This is a genomic window from Emticicia fontis, from assembly GCF_054779675.1.
Genome location: NZ_BAAGXU010000021.1, coordinates 204,381 through 226,991, shown reverse-complemented (window position 1 = coordinate 226,991; position 22,611 = coordinate 204,381). Strand labels below are relative to the sequence as shown.

At 36.8% G+C, this 22,611-nt stretch carries 21 protein-coding genes; 12 read left to right on the top strand and 9 right to left on the bottom strand.

Annotated elements, in window-relative coordinates:
• Positions 1 to 3: 3 nt before the first annotated feature.
• Together ACYVFA_RS13095 and ACYVFA_RS13090 are read right to left on the bottom strand one after the other, a co-directional pair.
• A complete protein-coding gene (locus tag ACYVFA_RS13095) occupies positions 4 to 483 on the bottom strand; it encodes a DUF4405 domain-containing protein (protein WP_460472280.1) in 480 nt (159 codons plus the stop codon).
• A gap of 76 nt (positions 484 to 559) precedes the next feature.
• On the bottom strand, positions 560 to 1,138 hold the full coding sequence (locus tag ACYVFA_RS13090) for a Crp/Fnr family transcriptional regulator (protein WP_460472279.1): 579 nt from the start codon (positions 1,136 to 1,138) through the stop codon (positions 560 to 562).
• Positions 1,139 to 1,338: 200 nt separating this feature from the next.
• Here ACYVFA_RS13090 and ACYVFA_RS13085 point away from each other — a divergent pair, with 200 nt between their 5' ends.
• Positions 1,339 to 2,064: a DoxX family protein gene (locus ACYVFA_RS13085; RefSeq protein WP_460472278.1), complete on the top strand. Its 726-nt coding sequence runs from the start codon at positions 1,339 to 1,341 to the stop codon at positions 2,062 to 2,064.
• Positions 2,065 to 2,073: 9 nt separating this feature from the next.
• Here ACYVFA_RS13085 and ACYVFA_RS13080 read toward each other — a convergent pair whose 3' ends face one another.
• Positions 2,074 to 2,676 carry a hypothetical protein gene (locus tag ACYVFA_RS13080; RefSeq protein ID WP_460472277.1) on the bottom strand — a complete coding sequence of 201 codons (603 nt, stop codon included), beginning with the start codon at positions 2,674 to 2,676 and terminating at the stop codon, positions 2,074 to 2,076.
• Positions 2,677 to 3,063: 387 nt separating this feature from the next.
• Between ACYVFA_RS13080 and ACYVFA_RS13075 the strand changes: the two genes are divergently transcribed.
• The 6 genes from ACYVFA_RS13075 to ACYVFA_RS13050 all read left to right on the top strand — a co-directional run bounded on the left by ACYVFA_RS13075 (position 3,064) and on the right by ACYVFA_RS13050 (position 9,991).
• On the top strand, positions 3,064 to 3,924 hold the full coding sequence (locus tag ACYVFA_RS13075; RefSeq protein ID WP_460472276.1) for a ThuA domain-containing protein: 861 nt from the start codon (positions 3,064 to 3,066) through the stop codon (positions 3,922 to 3,924).
• Between the two features lie 26 nt (positions 3,925 to 3,950).
• On the top strand, positions 3,951 to 5,585 hold the full coding sequence (locus tag ACYVFA_RS13070; RefSeq protein WP_460472275.1) for a sulfatase family protein: 1,635 nt from the start codon (positions 3,951 to 3,953) through the stop codon (positions 5,583 to 5,585).
• Between the two features lie 229 nt (positions 5,586 to 5,814).
• Positions 5,815 to 6,315, top strand: coding sequence for a cupin domain-containing protein (locus tag ACYVFA_RS13065; RefSeq protein ID WP_460472274.1), 501 nt, complete (start codon positions 5,815 to 5,817; stop codon positions 6,313 to 6,315).
• 111 nt (positions 6,316 to 6,426) lie between these two features.
• Entirely contained in the window at positions 6,427 to 7,593 is a 1,167-nt protein-coding gene (locus ACYVFA_RS13060; protein ID WP_460472273.1) for a sialidase family protein, read from the top strand.
• 100 nt (positions 7,594 to 7,693) lie between these two features.
• Positions 7,694 to 9,076: an MFS transporter gene (locus tag ACYVFA_RS13055; RefSeq protein WP_460472272.1), complete on the top strand. Its 1,383-nt coding sequence runs from the start codon at positions 7,694 to 7,696 to the stop codon at positions 9,074 to 9,076.
• An 84-nt stretch (positions 9,077 to 9,160) separates the two neighbouring features.
• Positions 9,161 to 9,991 carry a toxin-antitoxin system YwqK family antitoxin gene (locus ACYVFA_RS13050; protein ID WP_460472271.1) on the top strand — a complete coding sequence of 277 codons (831 nt, stop codon included), beginning with the start codon at positions 9,161 to 9,163 and terminating at the stop codon, positions 9,989 to 9,991.
• Positions 9,992 to 10,007: 16 nt separating this feature from the next.
• On the opposite strand, the gene ACYVFA_RS13045 is transcribed toward ACYVFA_RS13050, so the two are convergent.
• The gene (locus tag ACYVFA_RS13045) at positions 10,008 to 10,658 is read right to left on the bottom strand and encodes a phosphatase PAP2 family protein (RefSeq protein ID WP_460472270.1); all 651 of its coding nucleotides are present in this window, start codon (positions 10,656 to 10,658) and stop codon (positions 10,008 to 10,010) included.
• 183 nt (positions 10,659 to 10,841) lie between these two features.
• On the opposite strand from ACYVFA_RS13045, the gene ACYVFA_RS13040 reads away from it, so the two are divergent.
• The 4 genes from ACYVFA_RS13040 to ACYVFA_RS13025 all read left to right on the top strand — a co-directional run bounded on the left by ACYVFA_RS13040 (position 10,842) and on the right by ACYVFA_RS13025 (position 16,388).
• Complete coding sequence (locus ACYVFA_RS13040) at positions 10,842 to 11,918, top strand: NADH:flavin oxidoreductase/NADH oxidase (protein WP_460472269.1); 1,077 nt, start codon at positions 10,842 to 10,844, stop codon at positions 11,916 to 11,918.
• A gap of 183 nt (positions 11,919 to 12,101) precedes the next feature.
• Positions 12,102 to 13,211 carry a sensor histidine kinase gene (locus ACYVFA_RS13035; protein WP_460472268.1) on the top strand — a complete coding sequence of 370 codons (1,110 nt, stop codon included), beginning with the start codon at positions 12,102 to 12,104 and terminating at the stop codon, positions 13,209 to 13,211.
• Entirely contained in the window at positions 13,208 to 13,963 is a 756-nt protein-coding gene (locus ACYVFA_RS13030) for a LytR/AlgR family response regulator transcription factor (RefSeq protein WP_460472267.1), read from the top strand. Before ACYVFA_RS13035 ends, ACYVFA_RS13030 begins: the two co-directional genes overlap by 4 nt.
• Before the next feature lie 601 nt (positions 13,964 to 14,564).
• Positions 14,565 to 16,388: a CocE/NonD family hydrolase gene (locus ACYVFA_RS13025; RefSeq protein WP_460472266.1), complete on the top strand. Its 1,824-nt coding sequence runs from the start codon at positions 14,565 to 14,567 to the stop codon at positions 16,386 to 16,388.
• Between the two features lie 120 nt (positions 16,389 to 16,508).
• Here the strand turns inward: ACYVFA_RS13025 and ACYVFA_RS13020 are convergent, their stop codons facing one another.
• Together ACYVFA_RS13020 and ACYVFA_RS13015 are read right to left on the bottom strand one after the other, a co-directional pair.
• A complete protein-coding gene (locus ACYVFA_RS13020; RefSeq protein ID WP_460472265.1) occupies positions 16,509 to 16,931 on the bottom strand; it encodes an organic hydroperoxide resistance protein in 423 nt (140 codons plus the stop codon).
• Positions 16,932 to 16,933: 2 nt separating this feature from the next.
• Positions 16,934 to 17,374 carry a MarR family winged helix-turn-helix transcriptional regulator gene (locus ACYVFA_RS13015; RefSeq protein ID WP_460472264.1) on the bottom strand — a complete coding sequence of 147 codons (441 nt, stop codon included), beginning with the start codon at positions 17,372 to 17,374 and terminating at the stop codon, positions 16,934 to 16,936.
• Positions 17,375 to 18,168: 794 nt separating this feature from the next.
• Between ACYVFA_RS13015 and ACYVFA_RS13010 the strand changes: the two genes are divergently transcribed.
• Positions 18,169 to 19,452: a glycosyltransferase family protein gene (locus ACYVFA_RS13010; protein WP_460472263.1), complete on the top strand. Its 1,284-nt coding sequence runs from the start codon at positions 18,169 to 18,171 to the stop codon at positions 19,450 to 19,452.
• A 55-nt stretch (positions 19,453 to 19,507) separates the two neighbouring features.
• Here ACYVFA_RS13010 and ACYVFA_RS13005 read toward each other — a convergent pair whose 3' ends face one another.
• The 3 genes from ACYVFA_RS13005 to ACYVFA_RS12995 form a co-directional block, all read right to left on the bottom strand.
• Complete coding sequence (locus ACYVFA_RS13005) at positions 19,508 to 20,116, bottom strand: hypothetical protein (RefSeq protein WP_460472262.1); 609 nt, start codon at positions 20,114 to 20,116, stop codon at positions 19,508 to 19,510.
• Positions 20,117 to 20,228: 112 nt separating this feature from the next.
• The gene (locus tag ACYVFA_RS13000) at positions 20,229 to 20,960 is read right to left on the bottom strand and encodes a LytR/AlgR family response regulator transcription factor (RefSeq protein ID WP_460472261.1); all 732 of its coding nucleotides are present in this window, start codon (positions 20,958 to 20,960) and stop codon (positions 20,229 to 20,231) included.
• Complete coding sequence (locus ACYVFA_RS12995; protein ID WP_460472260.1) at positions 20,953 to 21,993, bottom strand: sensor histidine kinase; 1,041 nt, start codon at positions 21,991 to 21,993, stop codon at positions 20,953 to 20,955. The genes ACYVFA_RS13000 and ACYVFA_RS12995 overlap by 8 nt, the downstream gene beginning before the upstream one ends.
• Between the last annotated feature and the right edge of the window lie 618 nt (positions 21,994 to 22,611).

Genomic DNA, 22,611 nt, shown 5'->3' with positions numbered 1-22,611 from the left:
AACTTATTTTATTAATATTTCAATGATTTCTTCCGGTGATTTGCCGTTTTTTATGCCTATCTGTTCTATGGATTCTTTTGAGTCTTTGATTACTATTCTATTTTTACCAAGTTTCGTTTTTGCCTGTTCATAATCAATTTGCATCACTTTGAATGAATCTGCCACAGGTGATTGGACTAGTTTTTCCAGTAATTCGCGTTCGAGATTTCCTTTTAATTTGCCTATGGTAATAAAAGCCATGGATATTATGAGAATAACGATGCTTGGTACAGCAAGCAGGCGTTTATTTGAATAATTCAGGATGCTTCTCCAGTTAACAGTGATGTGAAGAATAGCGAAAACTGCGAATATTACGCCTAAGAATTCATGCACTACTGTGGTATAATCATCAAGGAGATGAAAAAACATCAGGAGGCCGGAACAGCTGACTATCAGGAAGATAAATATGAGATATGGGGTAACAATTTCGCGCTTGATTTTCATTTTGCTTTGTTTTAAGACAAGGCAAAATTAGAGTGCCGATTTCTGGAAAACGATAACATTTGTTATTAAATACAGTTTATGATTTCTTTTTAGCCAACTGGCTTTTGATACGGCTCAGGTGAACTGTGGTAATGCCTAAATAGGAAGCAATGTAGTGTTGAGGAATGCGCTGTATTAATTGTGGCCTTTCTTTCAGCAGATTTTCGTAGCGTTGCAGCGGCGTGTCTTTAATAAACGAAAAGGCATATTTCATATACTCGAAAGTACGCTCGAAGAGGGCATCAATAAATCTGTCCCGCAATTCGGGAACCTGTTTTATTTCTTCCAGTATTTTATCCAGATCAGTTTTATGTATCCACCAGATGGTACTTGGCTCAATAGCTTCAATAGTAACAGGGCTTGGAATTTCTTTTCTGAAACTTTCGATGGAAGATACCGTACTATTCTCGAAAAAGAACTGAGAGGTAAGGTCTTTGCCATTATTATTAAACCAGACACGCAAACAACCTTTTTCGACAAAAAACATTTTTTTTGCCACTTCTCCCTCGTGCAGAAGCACTGTTTTGGCCGGAACTTTCTGCTGCTTAAAATAGCTTGCATATTGTCCCCATTTGCCATTGTTGAGGTCGAAATTATTTTTTAGTTGATCAAACATTTGGTTATTGGTTGCCTAAGTGCTTATAAATTACTGATAGCATAAATATAACTAAATACCTGGTAAGATATTGGGAAGTGGTAGCATTCAAAATTTTAAACCCTTTTGAAAATATTATAAAAATTCATTTGTGGATTGAATAAATAAATATTTACTTTGAAACAAAAAGTACTTTTTACTTATTTAAACTTTAACCTCTGATGAATTTCTATTCCAAACTTGACCAGATTCATGCTCAGCTTAGGAAAAACGTATGGCTCCAGTATTTTTCTATTTTCTGTCGGGTTGCGCTGGCGGCGGGTTTTATACCTTCCGGCTTAGTAAAGATTTTTGGCGAACGCTTTACCTCCCTTTCTATCAATCATCCGATGGGGCACTATCTGGAAGCGCTTTATTATACCGGCTATTATTACACGTCTATTGGGGTATTGCAGGTGACGGCCGCTATTTTATTATTAATCCCCCGGACGGCTACGATAGGCGCGCTAATCTATTTTCCGATTATTCTGAATATTACGATTCTCTCTTTAGCCGTTCGATTTGTTGGCTCGCATATGACTTCTCCATTAATGGTATTGGCTTGTCTGTTTTTGATTCTATGGGATTATCATAAAATCAAATACATTCTACCATTCAATGAGCCCGCAGATCATAAGATTTTAAGAGACAAAAGCGAACGCATCAAATCTTTTCCGGTCAAATTTGCTATTGGGTCATTAGCGGTTTTGGTTGTACTTATTTCTACCCTCCTGAATATGTATTCTATTGAGCCTTATAATACGATGCTCGATTGCGAACGACAAGCCCAAAAAAGTAAAAACCCAAAATTAGTAGATGATTTCTGCGATTGTATTCATAATCAAGGCAAGCCTTTGAATAAATGTCTGGATACTTATGAAGCGGCTTTGGAAGGAATGGTGAAGTAGATTTTATTATTAACTAATCTTTCCAGAATAGGCTAAATGAGGGTAATCACTCTCTATTTGTTGAATACATGCTTCCATAGTTTCAATAACAAAGGTTCTTTTTACTTTTATTGACCCTAATTTCCGTCCTTTATGTTTCTTCCAGACATATATAATTTCATCATCCACACTGATTAAATATGATATAAATCTATCCGTAGTTTCATCAATTGATAAGATACACGTATAGTGAAGACTTTCTAAAACTGATAACTCTATGTTGTTTAATAGTAAGGCTATTTTACTATTCTGTTTAAATGATAAACCCTTTGACTTTCTATGCATCATACATAATAGTTCCCAGATTTCTTCATCAGTTTTATTATTGAATAGTGGAGATGATATACTTTTAAAATTATGCTTTATCAAATGAATGTAGTATTCAAAAGCATACTTCCAAGTACTTAGATAGCATATTTCATCTTGAAAGCCTATAATATTTCCACCTAAAACAAAGTGGCAGTAAGCATAATGACTTTGAAATTTCTGATTTTCCATTTGAAGGGAATAATCTGGCATATACCTGATGGCAAAAGTGTTTTTATCTCCTATGTAAATTGCTTTCTCTATCATTGCGCCATTTTCTACTATAAAATGTAAAGATAATCATCTTCATTTTATAAAATAGGGGCTCAAAATTTTGAACCCCTGCCAGAATATTTTTTTTGAAACGAAACTCCACCAGGTTATTGAACCACTGAGTTATACGCTTATTCCGCGCAGCAATATGGGTATATATTTTTCAATTATCAGATATTTCTTATTGTGCTAAATAAGGAATTAAAATTCTGACTTCATCAACCTTTCTCCTCACTCCATGCACCCTTTCTCCATTAATTAAAATATCACTATCCCAAGAAAAACATTACCAAAATTTATTGTCTATTTTTCAGACAATACAATTTTTATTTCTACATTTGTTTCAGTCTATTATCTTTCACCTCAAATCACTCCTACCCTATGAAGAAAATCCTGAAAATCGTGCTTTGGTCGGTACTCGCAATTGTGGTAGTGCTCGGCGGGCTGCTTGGTATATTCATCTACAAGGTCAAATACGGCTTCCCTGTTTCTTATGAAACCGAAGCGCCTAAAATCGTCTTTCCGGCTGGTAAGCCTGCTATTTTACTGTTCTCAAAAACCACGGGTTTTCGTCATGGTGAATCTATCGAAGCCTCCAAACCTGTGATTGCTGATTTAGCAAAGAAGAACAACTGGTTTGTCTACGAAACGGAAGAAGGTGGGGTTTTCAACGAAGTTCAATTAGCCAAATTCAGTACGGTTATTTTCAATAATTCAACCGGAGAAGTGATTAATGATGAGCAAAAACGTGCTCTTGAAAAATATGTAGAAAATGGAGGCAGCTTGATGGGTATTCATGGTGCAGGTGACGATTCTCATCATTGGGACTGGTATGAGAAAAGCTTAATGGGTGCAAAATTCTCTCACCATCCTATCAATCCGCAGTTTCAGAAAACGGATGTAATGATGGATACTCAGGCCGATAGTTCAATTACAGTAGGTATCCCTAAAACATGGAGCCATGCCGATGAATGGTATGTTTTCTTCGAAAATCCTCGTCAGAAAGGTTTCAATATTCAATTTACTATCAATGGCGAATCGATTAATCCAAGTGGCAATATCTTATTCATCAAAGATAAAAATTATGGTATGGGCAAAGATCATCCGGTGGCCTGGTGCAAGCAAATTGGCAAGGGAAGAACTTTTTATACCTCAATCGGTCATAACCATGAAGCCTGGAAAAATGAGCATTTTGTCCGATTAATTGAGAATGCCATTCAGTGGACACAGGCAAAGAAATAGTTTCGGATACTAAAAAATAGTCATATATGAAGAAAATACTTTTCCCTATTGCATTTGTTGCGCTAAGCACCGTTTTATTGTTTTCATTCAAGGCATTTCAGCCTAAGAAAAACAAGAGGCCGAATATTGTTTTTATCATGTCAGATGATCATGCCTATCAGGCCATTTCTGCGTATGATAACCGATTGATACAAACACCAAACATCGACAGGATTGCTAAAGAAGGGATGCTTTTTAACAATGCCTGTGTTACCAATTCAATCTGCGCGCCTTCCAGAGCTGTTATTCTTACTGGCAAGCATAGCCACCTGAACGGCAAAGTTGACAATTATTTCCCTTTTGATACCAATAACGTTACATTTCCGCAGATTCTGCAAGCCAATGGCTATCAAACGGCCATGTTTGGCAAATTACACTTTGGCAATAATCCGAAAGGTTTCGATGAGTTCAAGATTTTACCAGAACAAGGTCATTATTACAATCCTGACTTTATTACTAAAAAACAGGGTAATATGAAAGTGCCGGGTTATGTAACGGATATTATTACTGACATGACACTTAACTGGCTTAAAAACGATAGAGACGATGATAAACCGTTCTTTTTAGCCTATCTGCACAAAGCACCACACCGCGAATGGTTGCCTGCTGAACGACATTACAAAGAGTTCACTAAAAAGACTTTTCCGGAACCTGCTACTCTTTTTGATAATTATGAAGGCAGAGGTCGTGCTGCCAAAGAACAGGAAATGACACTAATGCACCATATGACCTGGGGTGGTGATTCAAAGATAAAGCCTGAGAATATGGACAAGCTGGGGATTAAAGAAAATCACTGGACAGATAAAATGCTTTATAAGTCTAATCTTGCCCGGATGGATGCTGCTCAACGCAAAACCTGGGATGAAACCTACGATAAAGTAAACGATGATTTTGTAAAAAAATATCCTGAAATGACCGAGAAAGACCAATTGAAATGGCGCTATCAACGCTATATGCAGGATTATCTGGGTTGTATTGCCTCGGTGGACGAAGGGGTAGGTAAAGTACTTGATTTTCTGAAACAAAATGGGCTTGACGAGAATACGATTGTGGTCTACACATCTGACCAGGGTTTTTATTTAGGCGAGCATGGCTGGTTCGATAAACGCTTTATTTACGATGAATCGTTTAGAACTCCACTTTTAATCAAATGGCCAAAGGTGATAAAGGCGGGTTCGAAGAACTCTCAGATGGTTCAGAATCTGGATTTTGCGCAGACATTTCTAGAAGCAGCCGGGATTAAAGCACCTGCTGATATGCAGGGAGAAAGCATGGTTCCGATATTTAAGGGTCAAGGCAAAAATTTCCGCGATGCGGCCTATTATCATTACTACGAATATCCAAGTATTCATATGGTAAAAAGACATTATGGCATTGTGACGGAAGAATTCAAACTGATACACTTTTACTATGATGTTGACGAATGGGAATTATATGACCGCCGCAAGGATAAAAACGAATTGAAAAATGTTTATAACGACCCTGCTTATGCTAAAGTCAGAGAGGAATTGCATAAAAAGCTGGCGGCCTTACGCGTGAAATACAAAGACTCGGAAGAGCTTGATAAAATGTATATCGAGAAGTATAAGGAGTTAGAAAAGAAAGGAGCGATATTTAAATAAAGTCTTTTTGTCTATTACAAAGGGTTGCCATGAGATTAAACACTCAATGGCAATCCTTTTTTTGTGCTATTACTCTTCAAATTCTCAGTCTTTTTATCCAACAAGCTCCATTAGTTTTTTAAAATAACACCAAACTTTAGTTTCGTTTAATTCTTAATTCATATATTACCAATGACAAGATGATAATAACTAACCGAGGTTATTATCATTGATATAAATTATACAATTGATGGATTATACTTTTGAGAAATATTTTTTTGCCGACGATGGCACCATTCCTAATAATCACTTGCCCGTGATTGTGTATCATCAGGTAACTGATGCTGAAGATAAATCAGCCTGGCTTGAAGAGCGGTTTAAGGCAAATGACTGGACAAACAACTGGAGGGATATTGTATTGCCTTATGATCATTTTCATAGCACCACGCATGAAGTATTAGGTGTGGGTAAAGGCAGTGTCAAGCTACAAATTGGTGGTGCGGAAGGCATGGCTTTGACTGTAGCGGCAGGAGATGTGATTATTTTGCCGGCTGGTGTTGGGCACTTTTCTCTATCCGACCATAAAAACTATGAAATAGTAGGCGGCTATCCTGAGGGTAAAGACTGGGATTTATTGACTGGCACAACCGAAGAAAGAAAAGAGGCCATATCTCGCATTGAACATTTGCCTGTGCCTACCACAGACCCTGTTTTCGGAAAAGAAGGGGAGCTTTTGAAATGTTGGGATTGATGGTTTATTTTTGACAATTTTTATGACCGAATTAAGGACCAGCGAAAATATCAGAACCATTGAAAAACGTGGATGGAGAACAAGTACAGGCGTTTTAAGCTAAGATTATTCATGAAACAAATCATTTTATTACTCATAGCTACTATCTTATTTGGTAAGGCACAAGCCCAGGAGTCAAGTGTCCCGGTTTTCATTTCAGGCAATGAAGGACATAAAACGTATCGTATTCCTGCAATCATAAAAATTCCCAATGGAGATCTATTAGCTTTTGCGGAGGGCCGTGTAAATGGCAGTGCTGATTTTGGGGATATTAATATTGTGATGAAGAGGAGTTCTGATAATGGCAAGACATGGAGCGGCCTCTCAACTATTGTTGATTATGAAGCTTTACAGGCTGGAAATCCGGCTCCTGTTTTTGATGAGACAGACCCAACTTTTCCTAAAGGTCGATTGTTTCTATTTTACAATACAGGCAATAATCATGAAGGTGAAGTGAGAAAAGGGAAAGGTTTGCGAGAGGTATGGTTTAAGACCTCAATCGATGGAGGCAAAACCTGGAGTGAGGGAGTAAATATCACGATGCAGGTGCACAAGCCTAAACAACCTGAGGTCAATCCGGCTTATAATTTTAAAGAAGACTGGCGCCACTATGCCAATACGCCAGGCCATGCCACCCAGATACAAAATGGCAAATATAAAGGGCGGATATACATAGCAGCCAACCACTCAGAAGGTGAACCGCAAAAACAGGGAGAAGATTATTTGGCACATGCCTTTTATAGCGACGACCACGGCAAAACCTTTAAACTTAGCCAATCGGTTGGGATACCGGGCAGCAATGAATCTACTGCCACTGAAATTTCGGATAATGGTCTGATGCTTAATGCCCGGAATCAGAAAGGTGATAAAAGATTAAGGATTGTGGCTATCAGTAAAGATGGTGGTGAAACATGGGAAAACACCTACTTTGATGAGCAGCTTCCTGACCCTGTTTGCGAAGGAAGTATATTATCAATAGGCATCAAAAAAGGCAAACATCTATTAGCATTTGCTAATAATGACCACACCAGCAAACGGGATAACCTGACTCTAAGAATTAGTTTTGATGAAGGGAAAACATGGAGTATCAGCAAGGTGATTGATAAAAGCCCCGATGGACAAGGCAAGGATTATACGGCGTATTCAGATATAGTAATGCTCGGTAAAAAAACGATAGGCGTTTTGTATGAGAAAGATAGATATTCTCAGATTGTGTTCAGGGCTGTAGATTGGAAGTAAACCTTATTTAAGTGCGACCGGATTAAAACATTTATAGTAAACAAATCATCGGAAAATCTGGTTGTCTTAAAGAGTAAATACCATTACTTTTAATTAATTCATGACTGAAAGCAACCTAGTAAAAGAAAGGTTACCCATCACTTTGGCCATAGCTATCTTTATGCAAATGCTGGATTCTACTATTCTGAATACAGCCTTGCCTGCTATTGCCAAAGACCTCAATCAATCGGCCATTAATATGCACTATGCTATTGTAGCTTATGTGCTTACGCTGGCAGTATTGATGCCCGTAAGTGGTTTTCTGGCTGATAAATTTGGCACAAAACGGGTTTTCATTTTTGCCTTAATTATCTTTAGTCTGGGTTCTTTATTCTGTGCGCTTTCTAAAAACCTGACTCATCTCATCATAGCACGTATTATACAAGGAGCTGGTGGTAGCCTGATGACACCCGTAGGCAAACTGGCTATTATAAAAACCTTTGATACCAAAGAGATTGTAAAAGCTATGAACTTTGCCATTGTCCCTGCCTTGATTGGCCCGGTTATGGGTCCATTGGTAGGTGGCTATATGACGGTTTACTTATCGTGGCACTGGATATTCCTGATTAATATTCCGATTGGTGTGTTAGGGATTATATTGGCGCAAAACTATATGCCTAATTATAAATCAGAGTCTCCGAAGTTTGATTTGAGGGGTTTTGTTTATTTTTCACTGGCCTCACTCCTATTATCATTATCTCTTGAGTTGCTGGGCGATATACAAAATCTGACACTGGTTCTTACCATTTTTATCATAGGTATCTTGTCTTTAGTAGTATATTTTATCTATGCCCGTAAATCTCAGAATGCCATTTTTCCGACGAATCTCTTTTTGGTACGCACTTTCAGGGTTGGTATTTTAGGCAACTTTGCTACCAGATTAGGTATCAGTTCAGTACCATTGCTTTTACCATTGATGATACAAACGGTTTTCGGGCAATCGGCTATTGTATCGGGTTGGATGATTGCTCCTATGGCTTTGATGGCGATTTTTGCCAAGTCAAGGGTTATTGATATTCTTCACAAGTTTGGTTATAGAAATACTTTGGTAGTCAACACAATTATTATCGGCGTGTTAATAGCTTCACTGGCTATTCCGGGTATTCATACTTCTATTTATTGGTTTGTGCCTATCATTGTAACTATTGGCTTCTTCAACTCTATTCAGTTTACCTCTATGAATACCATTGCTATTGCTGATTTGCGTAAGTATCATACTAGCAGCGGCAATTCCTTATTGGCTGTTAACCAGCAATTAGCTATTGGTTTTGGTATTTCGAGTGGATTATTGATATTGAAATATTTTGAATATAACAAAGCGATGATGGATAACAGTATGCATACTGCTTTCAGGTATACGTTTGTTGTTATTGGGCTTATCAGTATTCTTTCGAGCTTTGTATTCAGAAGATTACATACTTCTGATGGGTCTAATTTGCAGTAATTAATCAGATTGAGATTCTTATTCATGGAAGTTTTTAAATATTAGTATTTAATGCTGATATTGCCTGCAAAACTTCCGTCGCAAATGACTAATATCAAAGAATATCTAACAAATGTTTTAAAGGAAAATAACATCAATAACTATTCTCTTGCAGTTTGGTTATTAACCGTATCAAAAGACCTTCTGAGGATTGAATTAGCCATAAAAGAATGTGAGTCGCATTTACTAAATAGATTTGAGAAAACGGAAACTTATCTTAGACAAGCTGGCCTTATCTCGTATGAAGGTTACGATATCAATATCATTGATAATACCCTTGTAAGAATTGAGTTTTTTTATGGAGTAGATGGCCCAGAAATTGATTTTTGTGAGGTACCATTATTTATGTACAAAGCATTACTGGAAGATTATTATCTGAGTATAAAACCCAGTAACTTTTATGATAATGGACAAATCAGAGTAAAAGGACAATCCTATAATTATTTACGTCAAGGTGTTTGGGTTGAGTATTATTCCAATGGTCAGATTCTTTCAAATGGAGAATATAAAAATTCGTGCAAAATTGGAACCTGGCAATACTATTATGAAAATGGGGCACTAAAAGCTATAGAATATTATGACGGGAATAACTATAGAGAAGGTCATTGGGAAACCTGGTTTGAAAACGGACAATTGCAATCAAGTCATTTTTTTAAAAGAGGGCAAATTGTAGGCGATGGCAAGTTCTGGTATGAAAGCGGACAAATAAGCAGATTTACGCCCTATTCAGAAGAAAGAGCCTTTGCAGATGGAGAATATAAAGAATGGTATGAAAACGGAAATCTGAAAACCGTTATGGTTGTGAAGGATGGAAAATCAATTCAGTATAGATATTATGATGCGGAAGGTAATTTAACAAAAGTAACTGACCAGTAAATATCTTTGAATCAAATTAGATTGAGCGTCTCTGTTTCATCCATTTCTGCATACCAAAATAAAATAATACATAAGCTAATCCTAAACAAAAGCCCCCTACTACATCGCTGGCATAATGGTAACGTAACACAATTCTGCTTATTCCAACGGCGAAGGTCGTTAAGAGCAGGAAAAAACTGATTATCCATTTCCAATAAACAGCTAAAGCTGATTCCCAGAGTTCACGAATCAGAATACAGACAAAGACAAAAGAACCCATCGAATGACCGCTCGGGAAACTATAACTATCCAGTTTATCGAATAAGGGCAAGTCGGGTCTTGGTCGGGCAAAAAATAGTTTTGAGGAATAAATGATTAGTGTACTTGTGATAGCTAATATACTTACATGAATGGCGTCTGCTCTACGTCGTAAATAGAATAACAATACAACCAAAACGATATAGGCAGGAAACAAGAAAGCACCAGACCCAAAGAAGGTAAGAAACTTGAAAAACCCAATAACCGATGTAGAAGAGTAAGTCTTAATAAAGGTGAATACGGTAGTATCAAACCAGTCTTCATGTTCATACACAATCTCATGCGCAATGATGCTGAATAGGCCCAGAGAGATAATGAATAAAAGTGGTGGAATAACGAATCGTTTCAAAAAGGCTCTGTTTTCTTTCATTCTCTATCTCAATTGTTTTATGTGGATCTGAATCAATACTGAGCAGCAAATTACCGAAATAATTCTGTAGAAAGTCTGAATTCTCACTCTAAAAAAGGAGAAGTATTAGATTTAACTCATAGTAGGAACATAAATATATAAGCAGACGTTTGATTTGATAAACGAACCAAAATTGACCGCTATATGAATCCGAATCTTTTTACTCCTCTTGAAATCAGAGGTATTACACTCAAAAATCGACTGGTTGTTTCTCCGATGTGCCAATATTCGAGCGAAGATGGCTTTGCCAATGACTGGCATCTGGTGCATCTGGGTAGCAGGGCTGTGGGTGGTGCAGCGCTAGTTTTAACCGAAGCGACAGCCGTTTCACCGGAAGGTCGTATTTCACCGGGTGATCTGGGCATCTGGAAAGATGAACATATTCCATTCTTAAAAAGAATAACTGATTTTATTCATCAGCATGGAGCGGTATCGGGTGTTCAACTGGCACATGCAGGGCATAAAGCCAGCACACAGGCTCCTTGGGAAGGAGGTAGATTTATTCCGATAGAAGATGGTGGCTGGCAGAATTTTTCATCCAGTGAAGTAATATTAGGTGACGGAAAAGGGAAAGCAGAAGCCCTGAATATAGACGGTATTCAACAGGTCATTAATGATTTTAAAGCAGCTACCCGCCGTGCATTAGAGGCCGGTTTTAAGGTGATTGAAATCCATGCGGCGCATGGGTATCTGGTTCATGAATTTCTTTCTCCTTTAATTAATAAGAGAACTGATGAATATGGAGGGAGTTTTGATAACCGTATCAGGCTTTTATTAACGCTTGTGGATGAAGTGAGGGCAATTTTACCAGAAACCAATCCTCTATTTGTACGAATCTCGTCTACAGACTGGGAAGAGCATGGCTGGACACCTGAAGAATCGGTACAACTGGCTACTATTCTTAAAGACAAAGGTGTTGACCTGATAGATTGCTCATCGGCAGGTTTAACATCTCCTGCTAATATCCCCGTTGGCTTAGGTTATCAGGTACCATTTGCTGAAAAAATAAAAAATGAAGCGGGTATTAAAACCGGAGCAGTAGGTTTGATTGTGACGCCTGAGCAAGCCGATGAAATTATCAAAACAGGTAAAGCGGATTTAGTATTTCTGGCCAGAGAATTGTTAAGAGACCCTTACTTCCCACTAAGAGCGGCTTCTGAACTGGCTTATGAAACCCAATGGCCTTTGCAATATGTGCGGGCGAAACGCACGAAGAAATAGATCAGGTATTGTAGGGGTTCAAAATTTTGAACCCCTACAATATTTCTATAAAATGTTCTAATCTCCATAATCACACTCATCCGCTAAAAGCTACATTCAACCCTTTGAATTGTCTGCTCTTCTTGTTTTCTTTGATAGAAGAGAACACTCCTCCTACCTTTGCCCATCTTTAAATGTGTATGTATGGCTAATTTATTGACAGCTAAGCAAAAATGGCAATTAGCCTTTCGCTTATTAATATTCTACTCTCCGGTTTTGTTTTATGTAAATATGCCTAATACCGAAAAAGACCCCATTTTTTCGCCGCTTTTCATCGGAATTTTAGTCATTTTTACTGCATTAACTATGGGTATGTATTTTGTCTGGATCACATTTACCGACTGGATTCAGTATCAGATAGGCATTTTATGGGGTAAAGATTTCCTGATGAAATTCAGTATAGCGGCTTTGCTGGTTTCGATTGCCATTGCGCTTGGTTTATCTATTGCCTATACTTTTACCTTGAGGTATACCATCAAAGGTATACTGAGTGTGGTTTTTCCTCTGTGGCCCTCATTGATTCCGCAAAAAAGACCTACGGAGTTTTCGCCGGATATGTGGTCTTATATCACCCGATTCAATCAGGGGTTTTCGGTGGTTATTATGTTTTCAGCCTTTTATCTTACGCTTAATTTCAGAGCCTATCAACAATTAAAAGATGTGCAAATCAAAAGTGAACAATTGGAAAAAGAGGCTGTGCTGGCACAGTTTGCAGCCTTGAAAAGTCAGGTAAATCCACATTTTTTGTTTAATAGCCTGAGTATTCTTAACTCTCTGATTCATGAAGATGCTAACCTTTCATCAAAATTTGTTCAGCAATTATCTAAGGCTTATCGATATATTCTGGAACAACGAGACCAAGAGTTGATTTTGCTTAAAACAGAATTAGATTTTATTGAATCTTACACTTTCTTACTCAAAATACGCTTCGAGAATAAATTTGATGTGCATATTCATATTCCTGATGAGATAAAAAATAAATATCAGATTACCCCACTCGCTTTACAGATGCTGGTAGAGAATGTTGTCAAACATAATAGAATGTCAGTCAGTGAGCCGCTTGTGGTGAATATCTATTATGAAGCCCCCTATCTGGTGGTTGAAAATCCTCTACAGCCACGAGATCAACCTGATGTATCAACAGGTGTAGGTTTAAGCAACATTGTCAACCGATATGCCTTGCTGACCGATATGAAAGTCAGCCATGAAATCATTAATCAATCTTATGTAGTCAAGATTCCCCTACTCAGATGAAAGTAATTATTATAGAAGATGAAGAACGCACAGCCAGAGCTTTAGTCAGAATGCTCCTGACTTACGACCCAACCATTCAGATACTGGCTCAATTGCCGTCAGTAAAAGAATCTGTGGCATGGTTTCAACAAAATTCCTTGCCCGATATTGCCTTTATGGATATTCATCTGGAAGACGGACAGGCATTTGGTATCTTTGAACAAATCAATCTCAACGTTCCGGTCATATTCACTACCGCTTATGATGAGTATATGCTAAAAGCCTTTAAGGTGAATAGCATTGATTATTTGCTGAAACCTATTGATTATGATGAACTGGTAAAAGCACTGGAGAAATTCAAGTCTCTGCAAGCAAATAATGGTTTCGATATCAATTCATTATTACAACTGGTACAAAAGCCCAGAGAATCAGCCTTCAAAGACCGGTTTATGGTAACTATCGGCACCAAAATATATAGCATTGAGACAGCGGATATTGCCTTTTTCTATTCAGAGGAAAAATCAACTTTTCTGATGACAAAGGCAGGGCAATTACTACCGCTGGAATATAGTCTGGATGGTCTGGAGAATCAATTAAACCCAATGAATTTCTTTCGGGCAAACCGCCAGTTTCTGATAGCACGAAAATCTATTAAATCTATCCAGATGTATTCACCTACCAAAATCAAGCTCGATTTAGCGCCTGAGTCACGAAAAGAAGTATTTGTGAGTGTACATAAAGTGCCCGATTTTAAAGATTGGCTCGGCAGATAAATATTCATCGGCCAATCGTCTACATTCATCCAAAAATTTCCGACACTCAGCCAATTCATTTTTCCCGTGCTTAACTCATTCATTAATTTTATTGATCAATGTAAGTGCCGCTATATATTGATTCGTTTATTAAGGTGGCTATTGTTTCAATAGTTTTGTTTTAGTTGGAAAAAGCCATCTTGTAGGTGGCTTTTTTTGTGGGCATACGCTTAGTGCTTTTACTTAAATGAACATAGGTACTAAGAAAATATCCTCTGACATTAAAATTTCAAGCCACATTCACTATCAATTAATTTTATACACCTGTTTAGTTATAGTTTTTCCACTATTTCTTATTTGGAAGGCTTTTACTTTTTTTACCTGAAAAAAAGTAAACAAAAAAGCAGGCATCATTTAAACTCACACAATTAAAAATCCGATAATATCCTCCTTTTAGAATGAATTCTTCCCCGATTTTTAATTGTGCTCAAACAAGAAATGATGTTTTAAGGATACAATTTTTAGTTGTTATTTTTGTACCTATACTTATGCCTCTTTGAAATACACTTCTATTTGCAGTATTTTGCATATCAATTATGAAAAACTATTAACGTTTAGCAAAATGCCATCAATCAAACTTATCAAAGACCATCCTTTGTTTTATTCAAAGTGGTTTACTAATCAACGCATCTTAATTAAGAAATTTAGCCTGCCTATTTTAGGTATTTTCTTATTCTTTTCCAATCATTTGATATATGCGCAACAAACCCTTGAAGCCCGATTAAGCCATGCACAATCTGAGTATGATATTCAGGATAGTGTATTGATAAAAACCCGAGACGGCGCCACTATTTCGGCAATGGTAGTGCGCAAAAAAGGCGATACTGAGCCCAAACCTGTTATTTTTCAGTTTACAATCTATGTGAGAGATAAAGGCAGAGATATGAGGTCGTTGAAAGAATCGGCGGATAGAGGCTATATAGGAGTCATAGCTTATACGAGAGGGAAAAGATTTAGCCCAAACGAGATTTATCCGTATGAAAATGACGCCAATGATACCTATGAAGTGATAGACTGGATAAGCAAACAAGCCTGGTGTAAAGGAAGTGTAGGTATGTTTGGCGGGAGTTATAATGGATTCACGCAATGGGCGGCTACCAAAAAATTACATCCGGCTCTTAAAACCATTGTGCCTTATGTAGCCAACCGCCCGGGAATGGGTTTACCTATGGAGAATAACATATTTGTGAATCCTAATTATGAATGGGCTTTTTATGTGGCGAATAATAAATATCTGGATACGCTAACGGCCAATGATAGACAAAGATTCAGAAAACTACAATCTCAATGGTGGCAGACAGGCGTTGCTTATACTCAATTTGATAGTCTGGATAATGCACCGAACAAATGGTTTCAACGTTGGATAAGCCATCCGTCTTTTGATAATTACTGGCAGAATATGGCTCCTTATAAAGCAGATTTTGCGCATATCAATATCCCTGTTTTAGCATTTGATGGATACTATAATGATTCCCAGAATTCGAGTCTGTATTATTTAAGAGAAATGGCTAAATATAGCCCTAAAACTCCACTGTACTTAATCATCGGGCCATACGGTCATTTTGGTACGCAGATTGGTGGTGAGCCTGTGGTAAATGGGTATAAAGTTGCCCCTACTGCTTTAATTGACATCAAGAAAATCACCTATCAATGGTTTGATTATATTCTGAAAAATGGTGCTAAACCAGATGCGTTAAAAGACAAAATCAACTATCAGGTGATGGGAACAGAAGAGTGGCGCAGTGCTCCTTCTCTTGAGAAAATGAGTAATCAGCATGTAACATTTTATCTGAGCAAAGAAAAAACAGGAGATTTTTATAAGGCTGATACTCAAAAGCCAACAAAGAAAGACTTTCTGGCTCAGGAAATTGATTTTGCTGATAGAGACCATAGCAATAATGATTATTACCCTGACCCAATTATCCGCCAAAATCTAAATATCGGCAATGGCTACTTTTTTATAAGCGAACCAATCAAAGAACCTATGTTGGTAAACGGCTCTTTTTCAGGTGAAATAAAAGTAGAAATTAATAAAAAAGATTTTGATTATGGTATTACCCTGTACGAAGTAATGCCCAATGGAGAATACTTTCACCTATCTTATATTGTAGCCCGTGCAAGTTATGCAAATGATATTACCGAAAGAGCCTTGTTAATGCCTAATCAGCTCACTACCATAGCCTTTTCAAATACGCATTTAATAAGCAAGCAATTAAGTAAAGGAAGCCGTTTGCTGATAGTTGTGAATGTAAATAAAAATTCATTTTCACAACTAAACTATGGAACGGGTAAAGATGTAAGTATGGAAACCATTAAAGATTCTGGCGAGCCATTGAAAGTAAAATGGTTTACTGATAGTTTTATAAAAATTCCGGTTTTGAAATAGAAAATGCACTCCGAATTTGTGATTGCATTACTTTATAAACCCTGAAAACAAAATGTTCCCTTAGAACCTGAAGTTGTAAGGGAACATTTACTTTCATTTCAGAATACCAGATAATCTAGCTTATTCATTCGTTACATTGAGCTTTACTTCGATGTTACCTCTGGTAGCATTTGAATACGGACATACCTGGTGTGCTTGCTCTACCAGTTTGGTTGCTTCTTCGTGGCTTACTCCCGGCACATTTACTGCCAGTTCAACTCCCAATCCGAAACCTCCGTTTTCAATCTGTCCGATACTTACTTTGGCTGTTACTGAGGTTTCACCGGTTTGTATTTTCGATAATTTAATTACTCGATTCAAGGCACTATCAAAGCAGGCCGAATATCCCGAAGCAAATAATTGTTCAGGATTGGTGAAATCATCATTGGCTCCACCCAGGGCTTTAGGCATTCTTACCTGTAAATCCAATATACCATTGTCGGTTTTTACGTGTCCGTTTCGTCCACCGGTTGCTGTGGCAGTTGCTGTGTATAAGGCTTTCATTACTACTGATTGTTTTTTTGTTGTCGATTTAAAATTTTATTTGTTATACTTTTTAATTGCACTAAATCTTCTTCTGAAATTCCCAGTGAATTGGTTATTCTTTCAGGAATACACAAGGCTTGATCTAAAAGCGCTACACCTTCATCTGCTAATGAAATAAAAACCACGCGCTCATCTTCCGAACTTCTTTCCCGATTAATAATACCTTTTTGTTGAAGACGTTTCAATAGAGGTGTAAGTGTACCACTATCTAGCATCAGTTTATCTCCCAGTTGGTTCACTGTCTGAATTTTCTCTTCCCATAGTACCATCATGACCAAGTATTGCGGATAAGTCAGATCCATCTCATCAAGTAATGGTCGATAATGATTGATGATTTCTCTTGATAATGCATATACCGGAAAACAAATCTGATCTTTTAATAGTATTGAATATTCCATCATTTAAAAATTTACGTATATTACATATAGTGTAAATCAAGTTGTGTGCAATATAATTTTTCAAAATATTATTTTACAACACTTTTTATAGTAAAAATGTTACAATTTTTTTGCCATAAATATTTAAAGTGAGATTTGAATACGATAATTTTCGCCGATAAAAAATTGTTAATCTTCTGATCACCTCCGCTTATACCTATTTTCATCGACATATTTCACCAATATATCTCAATTCAAGTATCTTTTTTTAATTTTTTATAGTCCAAAAATTATTTATTTTTCGTTTAAAAAGTTTTGGATTGATTTTTGAATATTTAAAAGCATTGCTATTGATTATTTAAAACCTCAGATATTTAACCAAATATCTAATCAAATCTTGTAGAAATGTCTGATAAATAGGCATTATTGCTTCATTTTAGCCTTAAATAAGAGCATCACAAGAATCTTTGGTATTAAAATTCAATTCTTTAAGGTTTACAATTAATATTCATTTTTTTACAGATTAACCTAATTTTAATACCATTAATCGAAATGCCAAAATGATATAGAATATTGATATTTAAATTTATATCAGTAAAACACAAGTATATATTCTAAAAGTCCATTTCAAGGGCATTTTTAAAATTATCATTCGGTAATAGTATTTCCTGGTCACAAACATTTATGAATGTTTAGCGTAGTTATTTTTCTACGCCTGAAAAACACGTCCTATTTGGCAGGAAATATTAATATAGCTTAGGTATTTATACAAAATATTATGAAAAATTTTCTATCTATAATTTCAAACTGTTAAGATTATGCTCACTCGTGATGAATTTGAAAAACTGCCAATTTTTGTAGCTACCATGTCTCGTTGGGACGGTGAAATTTCATCAGCTTCGTTAGCATTGGCAAAGGTGTTTAGTAAAAATAATCCGGTTTACTACATTGATTTTCCTTACACTTTAAAAAGCCTTTGGCAGGAGCGTAATTTGCCTTCTGTTAAACGAAGATTGCCCGCGCTTTTATTAGGGAAAAACTATCTGACTAATATTCCTAATCAGTCAGAAAAATTAGTGGCAGCTACTCCAAATGTAATGCTTCCGGCCGGTTCATTACCAGAAGGTATTTTGAGTACCATTTTTACCAAAATCAACAATTTTATCTTTGCCAGTTTAATCAAACGCATTTTGAAAGAAAAGAATATCAAAGATTATATCATGCTGAATTCTTTTAATCCTTTTTACTTATCAGACCTGCAGAACTATTTAAACCCTACTTATAGTGTTTATCAAAGCAGAGATAATATAGAGGCCATAAAAGAAAACGGTGCAAGCAAAGAGGATGAATGTGCCAAAAATTATAATATGATTCTGGCTACTTCGAAATGGTTGAGCAAACATATCAGCAAACGCACTGGCGAAAAAGTAGAGTATTTCCCTAATGGCGCTGATGTAAGCTTATTTAAAAAAGCCAACGACACTCAATTGCAAAGACCTGCTGATTTAGAAAACATCAAGACCCCGATTATCGGTTATACAGGCGCTATATGCCAAAGAGTTGACTATGATTTATTAGTGAAGGTAGCCAGGTCTAATCCTGATAAAACGATTGTGATGGTTGGCCCAAGAAAAGATAAAAAATTCAGCCATATTGATCTGGATACTATTCCAAACATCGTGTTTACAGGTCCAAAAACCATTGAAGAATTACCAGCTTATCTACAACATTTTGATTGCACTATTATCCCTTTTGTTTATAACAATTTTACAGCAGGTATTTACCCGCTAAAAATCAATGAATATTTAGCTGCGGGCAAACCTGTGGTAACCACTAATTTTTCAGAAGATATTTCTTCTTTCGGAGAACATGTGTATTTATGCAATACACATGATGACTTCCTGAAAAATGTATCGCGCGCTATCGAAAAGAATAATGAAGCGATTGCCAATGAAAGAACAGAAGTAGCAGAAGAAAACGACTGGACACGCAGAGTAGCTTATTTCTGGGATATGGCATGGACTTCTTATGTGTCAGGCAATGCACCTAAAACAGCTTATGTAGGTGAGCGCCAAATGGTTGAGACTTATGACTTATACTGATCTATCTACCTGATTCATTCATAAGAGGGCTATAGGCTTAAATAAACCCAATTCTCTATTTGACCATAGCCCTATTAAATTTACTGATTTTATCGAGCACTTCATCTAATTTTGCTTTGTCTGACAAAGAGTCAAAAAAAGCGTAATACTCTGGGATAAATCCTTTAAAAAAGGCTTTAAAATCATATTTACCCAGCTCATTTCTTCTTACTTCCAACCATTGGGCATAATCGTCATATCCTAATTGAGCAGCATAGACAGGTGTTCTTACATTGCCATTAGGCCCACTCATCAGGTCAATAAAATAATAGACTTTTATGTATCCCCTCTGGATAATATGCATGAAAACATGTTTTTTATCTGCCCCTCCGAATAAGTTTGTTGACACCACTTTTACCGAGACAAAATGAAGTATATCATCCTTGAGGTAAATTCCGAAGGCCTTTATATCCTCAGGCATGAAGTTTCGCTTTTTCCCATTCTCCAGCACTACTCTGATTCCATATTGAAACGAAGCAATATCGACTCCGGTAAGCACCGCAAAATTCTGTACTATTTCACATTTCAGTGTGTCAGACTCTTTTGTTACGATATAGCCTTCTAATTTTCTGGCATAGGTATTCAGGCAGAAAAGCAGGGCAAATACATTGATCAGGTATTTCATATACTTGTTATCTCCATTAAAAGATGCAAAGTACACAAAAAATACTTGATGTTTGGTTATTAAAAATAAACCATTCGCATCATTTATGAAATAGTCGGTTTTAATGCCCGCACTATTTAAACTGCTCCAACAATTCTCTTCTGTAAGTAAGCCCAACTGGCAACGAAATATCATTGATATACAAGGCATTGCCACTAATGCGGGTTACACGCTTAATGGCCACTAAATAAGATTTGTGCACCCTCACAAATTGTATCCTGGGTAATCGCTGGTCGAGTTCAGAGAGTGTCAGGGCAGTAAGATAGATTTGTGAATCAGTAAAAATCTTTACGTAATTGCCCCAGCTTTGGGCATATCTGATCTCATCCATTTCTACTCTTAACCAATCACCATCTACCCGAATCACAATCGAAGTTTCATATTGCGCCGATGGTGGAGTATTAACAGTTTTGTCTGGCAAACCTAAACCATAATGATAAAAAGCTTTATCAACGGCTTTCAGAAAGCGGGTAAACTGAATGGGTTTCAACAAATAATCTACCACATCGTAGCTATAACTTTCCAGCGCATAATCAGAATGGGCTGTGGTAAATATCACAAGTGGCTTATTTTTTAGCGTACTGAGCATTTCCAGGCCACTCATCTGAGGCATATTAATATCCAGAAACATCAGGTCTACCTTGATATTGTGCATCAGGTTGATAGCTTCCAGGGCATTGTCGCAGCTCCCTACCAATTCCAATCGGTCTATTTGCGAGATATAATGTTGCAATACCAGATGTGCGCCGCGTTCATCATCAACGATTATACACTTTAAACTCTTCGTATGTGTATTTTCAGCCATTATTTCTTCGGTTAAGGTCTAAAGTCAATCGGGTTTTGTATTGACTATCGGCTTCTTCCAATTGGAGTGTATAACTCCCCGAATAAAAAGCCTCGAGTCTCTTTTTGGTGGTAGGTATTCCTACACCTGTTGAGATTAACTTTGGTCTATGCACAGGTACTGAGTTCAGAATATCCATAATTAAAGTATTGCCGAGCATAGAAATATCAATAGATACAAAACAGCTTTTTACTGTGCCACTGCTATGCTTAAAAGCATTTTCGATGAGCGGTAGCAAGAGAAGCGGTACGATCTGATAAGTAGCTAATGACTCAAGCGGCTTAGGATATTGATAAGTAACTGTACATCGCTGTCCTATCCGCTCTTTTTCGAGATGAATATAGCTATTCAGGTATTCGATTTCTTCACTCAATTTTACTTGTTGTCGTGATGCGGATTCTACCTGATAGCGCATCAGTTGTGACAATTGCATAATCATTACGGGCATCCGGCCTGGCTCCTGAATACTGATGCCATAGAGATTATTAAGGGTATTAAACAGGAAATGAGGATTCAATTGCGCCTGTAATAATTTGGTTTGTGCCTCACTCAATTGCAACATCTGATTACTGCTTCTGATTTGTTGCCTATAAAAGTGTTCAAGCAGGAAGATGGCCTCCATTGTAATCAGACTTACGGCTGTGTTAACAATATAGAGCAGCCCCATTTTCGTCCAGGTCTGTGATTTGTGAAACTCAGGATAAAACCAGAAATAATCGGCCGCAAAGAGAAATATACCTCCTGAAATCAGAACGATAACTGTAAAAATCAAAAAGCGGTTGAGTTGGCCTTTGGTAAACAACGGAAAGACAACTATCCGATAGAATATCGCGAAGACATAGAGGATAAGGAAGTGCAAAAACCCTTCGGTGATTTCTTTAACCGATGAGAGGAAATTCCAATGGCTGAGCGACATGAGGATAAAAAAGCCCCAGAAAAAGATTAGTTCTCTGATCCAATCAATCTCAACGCTTGTCCTTCCGGTTTTTTCCATCTTTTATCCTTTTTACAAAAAAAATTAAATCATGATTTATCTCAAAAAACAAATGATGAACGTAGAATATCATCAAAAAACAAGTGTACATCATTCAAATTTTCAGAAAAAGCGTTTCAAAATTATCTTGTGGGGATAATTTTAATTCTTTTTTAAGATTAATTCTATTATATTTGTATAAATGACACTTAATAGACTTCTTTTAATGTATCAAAATGATACATTATTGTTTATCTAAGGCTAGTGACAAATATAGATGAAAAAGTTATTGACTGCTTCGCATAAGTTCAAGAGCCCTGTAAGTCAATCCAATTGAGCCATATATAGCCAAGACCGATGAATAGTGTTACATCGGATACAACATCATTAGAAAATCAGCCAGGAAACAGAAGAGATTTGAGCCTTTGCAGGTTCATCAAGACGTTAGATTCTACATGAATCTTTCATACGCTTGTAGCAAAATGCCCCTTATTTTAGGGGCATTTTTGTATACATCCGGGTTCAAAATTTTGAACCCCTACCTTAGATAATAAAACAATAAAATCTCATCGGTCAATTATATACATCAAAAAAGACCTAAGCTCGCCAGCTTAGGTCTCAGTAGGAATGTTTAAATTC